At 48.5% G+C, this 11,942-nt stretch carries 10 protein-coding genes; 2 read left to right on the top strand and 8 right to left on the bottom strand.

From position 1 onward, the window contains the following. Window positions 1-132: 132 nt before the first annotated feature. From QEZ41_RS00385 to ompR, 8 genes are all read right to left on the bottom strand, one after another. The gene (locus tag QEZ41_RS00385; RefSeq protein ID WP_289409320.1) at window positions 133-888 is read right to left on the bottom strand and encodes an ABC transporter substrate-binding protein; all 756 of its coding nucleotides are present in this window, start codon (window positions 886-888) and stop codon (window positions 133-135) included. A 9-nt stretch (window positions 889-897) separates the two neighbouring features. Then, a complete protein-coding gene (locus tag QEZ41_RS00380; protein WP_289409319.1) occupies window positions 898-1,674 on the bottom strand; it encodes an ABC transporter ATP-binding protein in 777 nt (258 codons plus the stop codon). An 80-nt stretch (window positions 1,675-1,754) separates the two neighbouring features. Beyond that, entirely contained in the window at window positions 1,755-2,624 is an 870-nt protein-coding gene (hexR, locus tag QEZ41_RS00375) for a transcriptional regulator HexR (protein WP_289409318.1), read from the bottom strand. 137 nt (window positions 2,625-2,761) lie between these two features. Then, window positions 2,762-4,303, bottom strand: a complete 1,542-nt coding sequence (locus tag QEZ41_RS00370; RefSeq protein ID WP_289409316.1) for a phosphoenolpyruvate carboxykinase — start codon at window positions 4,301-4,303, stop codon at window positions 2,762-2,764. A gap of 103 nt (window positions 4,304-4,406) precedes the next feature. Then, entirely contained in the window at window positions 4,407-5,300 is an 894-nt protein-coding gene (gene hslO / locus QEZ41_RS00365; RefSeq protein WP_434556770.1) for an Hsp33 family molecular chaperone HslO, read from the bottom strand. A gap of 40 nt (window positions 5,301-5,340) precedes the next feature. Beyond that, window positions 5,341-5,724, bottom strand: coding sequence for an RNA-binding S4 domain-containing protein (locus QEZ41_RS00360; RefSeq protein WP_289409315.1), 384 nt, complete (start codon window positions 5,722-5,724; stop codon window positions 5,341-5,343). 2 nt (window positions 5,725-5,726) lie between these two features. After that, entirely contained in the window at window positions 5,727-7,022 is a 1,296-nt protein-coding gene (locus tag QEZ41_RS00355; protein WP_289409703.1) for an ATP-binding protein, read from the bottom strand. Between the two features lie 42 nt (window positions 7,023-7,064). After that, the gene (gene ompR, locus QEZ41_RS00350; protein WP_289409314.1) at window positions 7,065-7,784 is read right to left on the bottom strand and encodes an osmolarity response regulator transcription factor OmpR; all 720 of its coding nucleotides are present in this window, start codon (window positions 7,782-7,784) and stop codon (window positions 7,065-7,067) included. A gap of 169 nt (window positions 7,785-7,953) precedes the next feature. Here ompR and QEZ41_RS00345 point away from each other — a divergent pair, with 169 nt between their 5' ends. Continuing rightward, window positions 7,954-10,260, top strand: a complete 2,307-nt coding sequence (locus QEZ41_RS00345) for a Tex family protein (RefSeq protein WP_289409313.1) — start codon at window positions 7,954-7,956, stop codon at window positions 10,258-10,260. 95 nt (window positions 10,261-10,355) lie between these two features. Continuing rightward, complete coding sequence (gene gshA, locus QEZ41_RS00340) at window positions 10,356-11,921, top strand: glutamate--cysteine ligase (RefSeq protein WP_289409312.1); 1,566 nt, start codon at window positions 10,356-10,358, stop codon at window positions 11,919-11,921. The last annotated feature ends 21 nt before the right edge of the window (window positions 11,922-11,942 follow it).

The raw sequence follows: 11,942 nt of genomic DNA, 5'->3' as shown, positions 1-11,942 counted from the left end.
AGTGCGTTTTTCGCTATCGAGCCGTTATAGTTCATCAGCTCGCCTATGGTTAACTGGTGACGCAGTTAGTGAAGGTACCAGCAGCGCTGGGCGCTGATACCTTCGAGAGTTACTGCAACTAAGCGATAGTGATTAATAAATACTGAACGGGAAATACTTTTCGTTAATCTTCTGATAGGTACCATCGGCCAGAATTTCTGCTAAGGCTTTGTTCAGTCGTTCGCGCAGTTGATCATTGCCTTTGCGTACTGCAATACCAATTAAGTCATCTTCAAAAACGGGCTGCCCCTTAAACTCAAAGTCTTTGCCGGCTTCGCTTTCTAGCCACTCCCAGTTAACAAACTTATCCGCCAACACGGCATCCAAACGCCCTGTAGCCAGATCTAGGTAGGCGTTTTCATTGGTATCATACAGCTTGATATCCACATTACGTCCATGATTATCTTCTAACCATTCACCGGCAATAGTAGCGCGCTGCGCACCAATTACTTTGCCTTTTAAGCCCGCCGCATCCACTTTAAAATCAGATTTTTTTGGCGCGATAAACTGCAAACCGTTGCTGTAATAATGATTAGTAAAATCCACCGCCATTTTACGTTCTTCGGTAATGGACATCGAAGCAATCAAGAAGTCGAATTTTTTAGCATTCAACGCGGGAATAATTCCATCCCAGTCTGAGGTGACTACCGAACATTCCACCTGCATTTTTTCACACAATGCATGGGCAATATCCAAGTCAAAACCTACCACATTTCCGTCATTATCAATCAGGTTAAAAGGGGGGTAAGCGCCTTCTGTACCTATGCGTAATTTTTCTGCAGCTAATGCAGAACCGGTGAGTATTAAGCTGGCCGCTGCAGCCAAAAGTATTTTCTTGTAGTTTTTCATTTTAAGACCTCAAAGGTAGTGACTCGACATAAACTGTCTGCAGCGCTCGGATTGCGGCTGCTCAAACACCTGCTCAGGTGTGCCTTGCTCTTCTATCAATCCCTGATGGAAAAACACTATTTGGTTCGAAACCTGTCTCGCGAAATTAAGCTCATGGGTCACCAGCAACATAGTGCGCCCCTCTTCTGCTAAGCCGCGGATAACACCCAACACCTCTTGCACCATTTCAGGGTCAAGCGCGGAAGTAGGCTCATCAAATAAAATAACCTTCGGCTGCATTGCTAAGGTTCGTGCTATGGCAGCGCGTTGCTGTTGCCCGCCAGACAACTCATTAGGATAGCTGTACCGTTTATCTGCAATACCCACTTTGGCCAGCAGCGCTTCAGCTGTTTCTATGGCTTCGGCCTTGGATTGCTTGAGTACGCGACGCGGCGCCTCAATCAGGTTATCCAGTACTGACATATGCGGCCACAGATTAAAACTCTGGAAAACAAAACCAACCTGGGTGCGTAAACGGTTGATTTGTTGGTTACTGACAGCCTGCAACGCCCCGGTTTTGTCCGCTTTAAGCTGCAATTGCTCGCCAGAGAAGTATATTTCGCCCTGATGCGGGCTTTCTAATAGGTTTAAACAGCGCAGAAACGTTGATTTACCCGAGCCGGAAGAACCCAATATAGAAATCACATCTCCATCATGTGCGGCTAATGAAATTCCTTTTAAAACCTCAAGCTGGCCATAACTCTTATGTAAATCCCGCACCTCCAAGGCTGGAGTCGGCAATATCATAAGCATACCTCAATAAAAATAATGCTGCGATAGTGCCAGCTTTCACTTCTTTTGCAAAGTTTTTTGCCTAAGCGATTCGTTTATATTTTTTTTTCTTGCATGCTGGCTTTAGGGGATAAACGCAAGCTACGTAAACTGCGCTTAACACTCTTCAAATGATTAACCAATGCCGGACCACGCGCCATAGCCACACCCATAGCGAGTACATCAATCACTACTAAATGCGCTATGCGTGAGGTAAGTGGGGTATAAATCTCGGTATCTTCTTGTACATCTATAGCCAAATTAATTGTCGCCAGCTCCGCCAGTGGTGTCTGGCTAGGGCATAGTGTTATTAATGTAGCACCTGTTTCATGCACCAGATTGGCTGTGGTAAGCAGGTCTTTAGAGCGCCCTGATTGTGATATGCATATTGCCACATCACCCGGCTTTAGGGTCACTGCTGACATGGCTTGCATATGCGGATCGCTGTAGGCTGCTGCCGTTAACAGTAAACGAAAAAACTTATGCTGCGCATCTGCAGCCACAGCACCTGATGCACCAAAACCATAAAACTCAACTCGGGGCGCTTTTGCCATCACATCTATCGCTTGGGCTATGCTTTGTGTATCGAGCTTTTCGCGTACATCTATCAGGGTGTGTAAGGTTGTATCGAAGATTTTTAAGGCTACGTCTGTGATCGAGTCTTGCTCATGAATAGAAAACTGACCAAAACTTGCACCAGCGACCAAACTTTGCGCCAGCTTTAACTTTAAGTCCTGAAAGCCCTGGCAACCCACTGCACGACAGAATCTCACTATGGTTGGTTCGCTAACGCCTACCACTGATGACAATTCAGCCATTGAAATATGTATTACGGCAGCGGGATCGCTAAGCACATATTCCGCAACTTTCAGTTCGGACTTGCGTAGCTCAGTTTTACAATGTGCTATATGTTGTAACAGGTTCACTGGGTAATCTCTGTAGTAAGTTTTGCATGTAGTAGTGCTGCAGTTATACTACAAAAACATCCCTATCGCACCTTAATCGCTTTGATAATAGACAAAAAAACCGCCCCATATAGGAGCGGTTTTTTCTTAGCCTGGACTTAGAGCTTGGGACCAGCAGCGCGAATCGCATCTGAAACATCAAACTTCTTGAAGTTTTCGATGAACTTGCTCGCCAATTCTTTGGCCGCAGCATCATAGGCGTTTTGATCAGCCCATGTGTTGCGCGGATTCAGCAACTCAGTCTCAACACCTGGAACTGTCTTAGGCACATCTAGGTTAATAATTGGCAAATGCTCGGTTTCAGCTGAAGCAATGGCCCCACTCTGAATCGCCGCAATCACACCACGAGTTGTTGGAATGCTAAAGCGCTTACCAACACCGTAGCCGCCGCCTGTCCAACCTGTGTTAACCAAGTAAACCTTGGAGCCGAAGGCTTGAATACGCTTAATCAATAATTCAGCGTAAACGCCAGCTGGACGCGGGAAGAACGGTGCGCCAAAGCAAGTTGAGAAGGTAGATTTAATACCACCGCCCGAGCCCATTTCAGTTGAACCAACCAAAGCGGTATAGCCGGATAAGAAGTGGTAAGCAGCCTGCTCGTTATTAAGAATAGAAACCGGCGGCAATACGCCAGTTAAGTCACAGGTCAGGAAAATAATTGCGCTTGGCTCACCTGCACGGTTTTCGGCAGTCACTTTTTCTACGTTGGCCAGCGGGTAAGCAGCACGAGTGTTCTGAGTCAGACTGTCGTCTTCGTAATTTGGCCGACGCGCATCATCAAGAACAACGTTTTCCAGTACAGCGCCAAACTTGATGGCTTTCCAAATAACGGGCTCATTTTTTTCAGATAGGTCAATACACTTAGCGTAGCAACCGCCTTCAATGTTAAATACAGTGCCCACACCCCAACCGTGCTCGTCATCACCAATCAGGTAGCGACTTTCATCTGCTGACAGGGTGGTTTTACCTGTACCGGACAAACCAAAGAACAGCGTAGTATCGCCGTCTTCACCTACGTTAGCGGCACAGTGCATAGGCAGCACATCGTGCTCTGGTAGGAGGAAGTTTTGTACGGAGAACATGGATTTCTTCATTTCACCGGCATAACGCATACCAGCAAGCAATACTTTCTTAGCGGCAAAGTTAATCATTACTGTACCGTCTGAATTGGTACCGTCACGCTCAGGTACACACTCGAAGAACGGTGCGTTGATGATTTGCCACTCTTGCTTGTTAGATGGGTTGTAGCTTTCTGGAGTAATGAACAAGCAGCGGCCAAACAGGTTGTGCCAAGCCGTTGTTGTAGTCATTTTTACGGGCAGATAATACTTTGGGTCTGAACCTACGTGTACATGGGATACAAAGCTATCGCGTTCTGCAACATAAGCTTCTACACGCGCCCATAGCGCATCAAATACGCTTGGTTCGATTGGGCGGTTTACAGCACCCCAAGAAATTTGGCTTTCAGTGCTAGGCTCTTTAACAATAAAGCGGTCTGCTGGTGAGCGACCTGTGCGGTGACCTGTTTCTACGACCAATGATCCATTATCAGCCAACTTACCTTCGCCACGACTAATGGCTTCTTCAATAAGTTGTGCTGGGCTAATATCAGTGTACACAGCTGGGTTTGCTTGCGTCATGTATTTCCAACGGCTGTAGCCGAGTCCTCCAAAAAAATGTAGTAATCTGATGCGAGCACTACAATAGATAAAAACTACGTATAATTATGCCAGATTATTATTATTAATGCACTGTTGAAAGCTGACTATCTACTGACTGCTGACTAAATATTTTCGTCACATCTTGTGCGTAAAATTTATATTTTTCATTACAAAACTGGCAATCAACTTCAATACAGCCATCCTGTTCGTCCAATAACGTCTCAACATCCTCCCGACCTAAGCTTTGCAAAGCATGTGCTGAGCGTTCGTACGAGCAACTGCACTTGAAGGATAAGGGCTGTGTTGCAAACAACTCAAGGTTTTCTTCGTGGTACAGCCGGTACAAAATGGTTTGATTATCCAAACCTAACAGCTCTTCTGCTGTAAGGGTTTGCGCCAGCGTTGTGACGTGTTGCCAGCTTGCCTGTCTTGCTTCTTCATCAGATATCTGTTCGGCAGGCAACTGCTGCAGCAACAAACCCCGCGCTCTACGCCCATCAGCATGCAGAATAAAAAACGAAGGCAACTGCTCAGAGCCAGAGAAGTACTGCTCTAGGCAGCAGGCTATGTTTTCACCGGCCAAACTGACCACACCCTGATAACGCTGCCCTAATTTAGGTTCAATCGTAATCGCCAGCACACCCTCTGGCATCATGTCAGGCAAACTAGCGTCCGCTGCAATCTGCGCTTCTTCATAGCGTGCGATGGCGCGCATCTCGCGCTCGCTGGAACATTCCACCATCAACAATGGCACCGCACCGGATGATCGCGCCTGTAAAATTAACAACCCATCAAACTTAACGGTGCTGATCAGCACAGCTGCCGCTGCCATGAGCTCACCGAGCAGCGTTGATACGGGCTCTGGATAGTCGTGCTTAGCCAAAACATGCGCATAACTTTCTTCTAGGCAAACAAGTTCACCACGCACATCGGCATCAGTAAATATAAAACGTTGAGTAAAATCTGTATCTGTCATAGGTAACCTAAAAATTAATTCCCTGCTCGGGGTATATGTGTTAACTGAAATTGTTGTCACGCCACTGACTTAGCTCGCGCCTTTGCTTCTTATTTGGGCGACCTTGGGTTTGAATTCCCATGGCTCCTGCTTTGCGCATTTGCACAGCCTGTTCTCGCTTCTCAATGCTTTGCGCTGTTTCGCTATACAGCTGTTGCGCCTCAGGCGCGCTGCGGCGCACATCACTTAAGCGTTCTACCTTGACTGTACGCACATCAAAACCGCAACGAATCGCCAGCTCGTCACCCTGCTTAATTTCTTTTGCAACCTTACAACGCTCACCCTGACAATGAACTTTACCGCCCTCGATAGCAGCTTTCGCCAAGCTTCTCGTTTTAAAAAAACGAGCCGCCCATAACCATTTATCTAGTCTAACTTTTTCCATACTTAGTTATTTTTCTTACGCCGATAATAGAGCTTGAGCTTGGGTCTTGGCTGGTCTATTTCAAGCGGCAAGCTGACTTTAGCCTCTAGCCCACCCTTTTCACGGTTCGCCAAGCTTACCTTGCCGCCATGCAAAGCAGCGATACGCTGCACAATAGCCAACCCAAGACCTGCACCAAGACCGCTACGTGCTTGCTCACCACGCATAAACGGATTAAAAACAACTTCCAGATCCGCCTCCGATAGACCTGGACCCCGGTCCGCTACGGCGAACACAATGCAAGACTGCTGCTCAAAGCTTTCCTGGGTGACGCAAATATCAATTTGATCGCCACCATAGCGTAAAGCGTTTTCTATCAAATTAACCAGCAGACGTTTAAAAGACAGCCTACGCAGCTCAATATCAGGCACTGGCTCCAACTGTACATTCAATTTAAAGCCTCGCTGCTGATAGGGTGAAACCACTTCTGTTATCAAGGCATGAACGTCACAGGATACTAGCGGCTCATCATTGCCGTCACGAATAAAGGCTAAGAACTGCCCAACAATGGCATCCATGTCTTCAATATCGCGCACCATGTCCTGCGTTAGCTCACTGTCCTCATCGAGCAATTCCAACCCCAAACGTAAACGGGTTAACGGGGTGCGTAAGTCGTGGGAAATTCCTGCCAGCATCAAGTCGCGTTCACGCACGGACTGCTCAATGTCATCCGTCATCTGGTTAAAGGCACGATACACCTCTGCAATTTCGCTGGCGGTGCGTCTATCTACCGGTAAGCGTACGCTGTGACCCTTACCAAATTGACGTGCAGCCGCTACCAGCCGCTTTAATGGAGCACTCAGCTGGCTGACGAAAAACCATGCGGCGGCAGTAGACAAAAAACCAATGCCCAAAAACCAACCAAATAGATTCCACAGCCTTTGCCCACGCAATGGGTGCGGATACAGCGGCACACGAATCCAATCAGGTCCTAAACTGGGCGCATGCACCCATAGAGATGGGGGTGCTTGCGCACGAATACGCACTTGCGTGTCCTCACCCAATTCAAGGCGCATTTGGTCTTCAAAAATATTGCTGTAAGGCCAATGGTGCTCACCCTCAGGAACCTCATACCTGGGCACTCTTTGCAGGCCGGCAGCCTCGGCAATAGCCGGCTGGTCGCTAGGATGTGCCGCCCAGTAAGCACGCAAGGTTAAAGCCGCTCCGTGACTGTATTGGCGATCAACGAGTACATCCTCGTTCATCATCAAATACACCAGCGTGAGCGCTTTTGAGAACAGAATTGCCAACAACACCATCCATAGCGTGCGAACAAAGAAGCTTTTGGGGTACCAGTACACTTACGACTTTACTCCGTCCGGTACAAACACATAGCCCACACCCCAAACAGTTTGTATGTAACGAGGTTTAGCCGGATCCGTTTCGATAATGCGGCGCAAACGTGAAATTTGCACGTCAATCGACCTCTCCATGGCGTCCCACTCACGACCGCGCGCCAAATGCATTAACTTGTCACGACTGAGCGTTTCACGCGCATGCTGCACCAGCGCTTTAAGTACCGCAAACTCACCGGTAGTGAGCATGAAACTCTGCTCGCCTTTGCGTAATTCGCGAGTGGCCAGCGATAAGGTGTACTCGCCAAAGGTGACCTGCTCCTCTTCGCTTCCGGGCGCACCCGGCACAGCAGCGCCTTGCCGTCTAAGCACGGCTTTAATCCGCGCCAATAGTTCTCTTGGATTAAATGGCTTGGCTAAATAGTCGTCCGCACCCAGCTCTAGGCCTTGAATACGGCTGGCTTCATCGCCTTTAGCGGTCAACATAATAATAGGCACTTGGTTATTGGCAGCACGCAGTCTTTTACAGGCTGACATGCCGTCTTCGCCGGGCAGCATCAAATCCAAGACCAACAAATGAAAATGCTCGCGCTGCAACATACGATCCATTTGCTCGGCATTCTCGACACTGCGCACACGATAGCCCTGCTCGGTTAAAAATCGCTCCAGCAAACTGCGTAAGCGCGAGTCATCGTCCACTACTAGAATTTTTTCACTGTCACTCATCAAAGGTTACTCCAGATTAAGCCACCCATAAGCCCGTATTATGGCGCAATTACGCAAGCACCATAGCCAACCTTTAGTAACAAATCTTACAAAAAAACAACAATGACTGCGTTACTGGCAAAGTTAACCTATAATTACCGCTTTTTAGAATAAAGCTAATAGGTTTTTCATGCACAGCATCAATGCCCAGATCGCCAATGAATTAGGTGTACCCAACCAAAGCGTTGCCGCGGCGGTAGCCTTATTAGATGAAGGCGCTACCGTTCCCTTTATTGCACGCTACCGAAAAGAAGCAACAGGCAGCTTAGACGATACTCAATTACGTACTTTGGCTGAACGCTTAGATTATTTACGAGAGCTGAATGAGCGTCGCTGCAGCATTTTGGCGAGCATTGAAGAACAAGGCAAACTCACCAGCGAGCTGAAACAAGCCATCCTGCAGGCAGACACTAAAACGCGCTTGGAAGACCTGTATCTGCCCTATAAGAAAAAACGCCGCACCAAAGGCCAAATTGCACTGGAAGCAGGGTTGGGCGATTTAGCGGATGCTTTGCTTGGCCAGCCAGACTTAAGCCCTGAGCAAGAAGCCGAACGCTTTGTGCAGGCTGATTCCGATTTCAAAGACGTTAAGTCAGTACTGGAAGGCGCCAAATACATTCTCATGGAGCGTTTTGCTGAGGATGCTGAGCTGCTGGAAAGACTACGCACCATGCTTCGCGCTGATGCGTTACTCAGCGCCCGTGTTATCAAGGGCAAAGAGCAAGAGGGGGCAAAATTCACCGATTACTTTGCCCACGATGAGCCGTATAGAAGCGTACCCTCACACCGCGCACTGGCTATTTTCCGCGGACGCAACGAAGGCATATTAAATGCCAGCCTGACACTGGGTGACCCAGAGTCGAAAATACATCCGTGCGAAATAGTGATCGCTGAACACTTCAACATTCGCCAGCAAGGCCGTGCCGCCGATGCTTGGTTAGCTGAGGTCGTGCGCTGGACATGGCGCATCAAGCTGTCTACCCACCTAGAAACAGATTTATTTTCCAACTTACGTGAACAGGCAGAAACGGAAGCGATTCAAGTTTTTGCACGTAACCTGCATGACTTGCTCTTGGCTGCCCCCGCTGGCCCACGCCGCACCTTGGCAATTGACCCAGGCTTACGTACTGGTTGCAAAATTGCCGTCATCGATGAAACCGGCAAACTCTTAGCCACGGACACCATTTATCCGCATGTGCCACAAAACAAATGGCAAGACAGCTTGGTGACTCTGGCTAAACTGTGCACAGAGCACCAAGTGGAACTCATCGCCATAGGCAATGGCACTGGCAGTCGTGAAAGCGACCGTTTGGCCGCTGAGTTGGTTAAAGCCCTACCTAAATTAAAGATGCAAAAAATCATGGTCAGTGAAGCCGGTGCTTCGGTGTATTCTGCGTCTGAATTAGCCGCGCATGAGTTTCCTGATTTAGACGTGTCGTTGCGCGGCGCCGTTTCTATTGCGCGCCGCTTGCAAGATCCTTTAGCTGAACTGGTTAAAATCGACCCTAAAGCTATTGGCGTCGGTCAATATCAGCATGATGTTTCCCAAGTGCAATTAGCGCGCTCGCTCGATGCAGTGGTGGAAGACTGTGTAAACGCGGTTGGCGTTGATGTAAACACCGCCTCGGCTGCGCTATTGGCGCGTATTTCCGGGCTCAATAGCACCCTAGCCAAAAATATCGTGGCGTTTCGCGATGAGCACGGCTCGTTTAATAGCCGTCAACAGCTGAAAAAAGTGCCGCGTCTTGGTGAAAAAACCTTTGAGCTAGCCGCTGGGTTTTTACGAGTTATGAATGGCAGTAATCCGCTGGACGCATCCGCTGTGCACCCAGAAACCTATCCAGTAGTGGAGCGTATTGCTCAGAGCACTGAGCGCGATATTCGCTCGCTAATCGGTGACTCTGCATTTCTTCAGCGTCTTGACCCCAAAAACTATACCGATGACACCTTTGGTTTGCCCACGGTAATCGACATCTTAGCTGAGCTGGATAAACCCGGTCGCGATCCGCGCCCAGAGTTCAAAACAGCCAGTTTCCAAGACGGTGTAGAACATCTTAAAGACTTGGAGTTGGGCATGGTGCTTGAGGGCGTAGTTACGAACGTAACCAACTTTGGTGCTTTTGTTGATATTGGCGTGCACCAGGATGGACTGGTACATATTTCCGCCCTATCCGACAGCTTTATCAAAGATCCGCACGCTGCGGTAAAGGCAGGCGACATCGTCAAAGTTAAAGTTATGGAAGTCGATATCCCTCGTGCACGTATCGCGTTAACCATGCGGATGTCTGATACGCCCGGGCAAACAAAGCCTGAGCGCTCTACAACGCCGCGCACACAAAGCAGCCATGTCCGCAAAGAACGCACCGCAACTTCAAATACAGGCGCAGGTACCATGGCGGCTTTATTTGCGAATGCGCGTCAAATCAAGAAAAACTAATGCGCCCTGTTTAGTATTCAAGCGTACACCCTTATTATGTGCTTGAAAACACAGCCTAAATACATGCCGTTCCGTGCTTAATTGAGGAAACTCTTTTGACAAATGTTTTTGCCAGTCGCCTACGTCTGCTGAGTCAGCCTGACGCTGTACTCCATCTTAAAAACTGCCTACAGGGCATTGAGCGCGAAACTTTGCGCGTCACTGATGGGGGTCAGCTTGCACTATCCGAGCATCCAAAAGCGCTTGGTTCACCACTGACCCACAGCAGTATCACCACTGATTATGCTGAGCCGCTACTGGAATTTATCACCCAAGCCCATCCCGAAGCAGCACAAACCTTGGCTGAGTTAGAGGACATACATCGCTTTACCCACAGCGTACTGGATGGTGAATTACTTTGGAGCGCGTCCATGCCTTGCCTGCTGCCCAGCGAGCAGGATATTCCTATCGCTCGTTACGGTAGCTCTAATATTGGTCAGTTTAAATATCTTTATCGTATAGGTCTGTCAGTTCGATACAGCAGAACTATGCAGTGTATTGCGGGAATCCACTATAACTTCTCAATTCCAGAAAGCGTTTGGGTGATACTGCAGCAAGACAGCAACAACAAACAGTCGCTAACGGATTATCAGTCCGACTGTTACATTGCGCTAATCCGCAATTTTCGCCGTTACAGCTGGTTATTAATGTATCTCTTTGGTGCGTCACCCGCGGTAGATAAAAGCTTTTTACGTGATAAGCCGCACCAGCTCGATACCCTTGATGAGCACACGCTTTACCTACCCTATGCCACCAGTTTGCGCATGAGCGACTTGGGCTATCAAAGCAATGCTCAAGCAGGGATTACTCCGTGCTACAACAACTTGCAAAATTATATTGACAGCCTGCTCGAAGCGGTAAGTACACCTTACCCTGCTTATGAGGCTATTGGTACGTACAAGGATGGGCAATGGCTGCAGATCAATACCAATATCTTGCAAATAGAAAACGAATACTATTCTTCCATCCGTCCTAAGCGCATCACCGAAGGTGACGAACGCCCGGTGGAAGCGCTGAGCAAACGCGGCATCCAATATGTCGAAGCGCGCTGTATCGATATCAATCCATTTTTACCTATGGGTATCGACCTGCCTCAGTCGCTCTTTTTAAATAGTTTTCTAGTGTTCTGCGCCTTGCAGGACAGCCCAGTATTCTCTGGCAATGCTTGTCCTGAGACGCACCAAAACTTTTTAACTGTCGTCAACCAAGGACGCGCACCTGATTTACAGCTTAAGCGCGACGACCAAGCAATCAGCATGCAAGACTGGGCAACTGAATTATTTGATGGCATACAGGCGTGTGCAGAGCTGCTGGATCAGGCGCATGGCGGGCAGGAACATCAGCAAGCACTTGCACAACAGCGTGCCAAACTGGCTGACGTTAATCTAACTCCGTCTGCACAGGTGCTTAATGCCATGCGCGAGAAATCCTGTAGCTTTACACAGCTGGCCTTCGCGCTCAGTCGTCAGCACGCAGATACTTTGCGTGATCCTGCACCTGAAATTGTGCAGCACTACCAAGCGTTAGCCGCTCAGTCCATTGAACAGCAACTGCGTATCGAAGCAGCCGATAGTATGAGCTTTGATGAATACATGACTGCCTATTACGCGCAGCTCAATTAACCTAACAGGTGACGGGCGCAG

The sequence above is a fragment of the Thiopseudomonas acetoxidans genome, assembly GCF_030362935.1.
Classification (GTDB): Bacteria; Pseudomonadota; Gammaproteobacteria; order Pseudomonadales; family Pseudomonadaceae; genus Thiopseudomonas; species Thiopseudomonas acetoxidans.
This window is presented reverse-complemented; position numbering and strand designations above follow the sequence as displayed.

Excerpts from the sequence above, each read along its gene's own strand:
- QEZ41_RS00385 (WP_289409320.1), bottom strand. The coding sequence starts at position 888 with ATGAAAAACTACAAGAAAATACTTTTGGCTGCAGCGGCCAGCTTAATA.
- QEZ41_RS00380 (WP_289409319.1), bottom strand. The coding sequence starts at position 1,674 with ATGATATTGCCGACTCCAGCCTTGGAGGTGCGGGATTTACATAAGAGT.
- QEZ41_RS00370 (WP_289409316.1), bottom strand. The coding sequence starts at position 4,303 with ATGACGCAAGCAAACCCAGCTGTGTACACTGATATTAGCCCAGCACAA.
- hslO (WP_434556770.1), bottom strand. The coding sequence starts at position 5,300 with ATGACAGATACAGATTTTACTCAACGTTTTATATTTACTGATGCCGAT.
- QEZ41_RS00360 (WP_289409315.1), bottom strand. The coding sequence starts at position 5,724 with ATGGAAAAAGTTAGACTAGATAAATGGTTATGGGCGGCTCGTTTTTTT.
- QEZ41_RS00355 (WP_289409703.1), bottom strand. The coding sequence starts at position 7,022 with ATGGTGTTGTTGGCAATTCTGTTCTCAAAAGCGCTCACGCTGGTGTAT.
- ompR (WP_289409314.1), bottom strand. The coding sequence starts at position 7,784 with ATGAGTGACAGTGAAAAAATTCTAGTAGTGGACGATGACTCGCGCTTA.
- QEZ41_RS00345 (WP_289409313.1), top strand. The coding sequence starts at position 7,954 with ATGCACAGCATCAATGCCCAGATCGCCAATGAATTAGGTGTACCCAAC.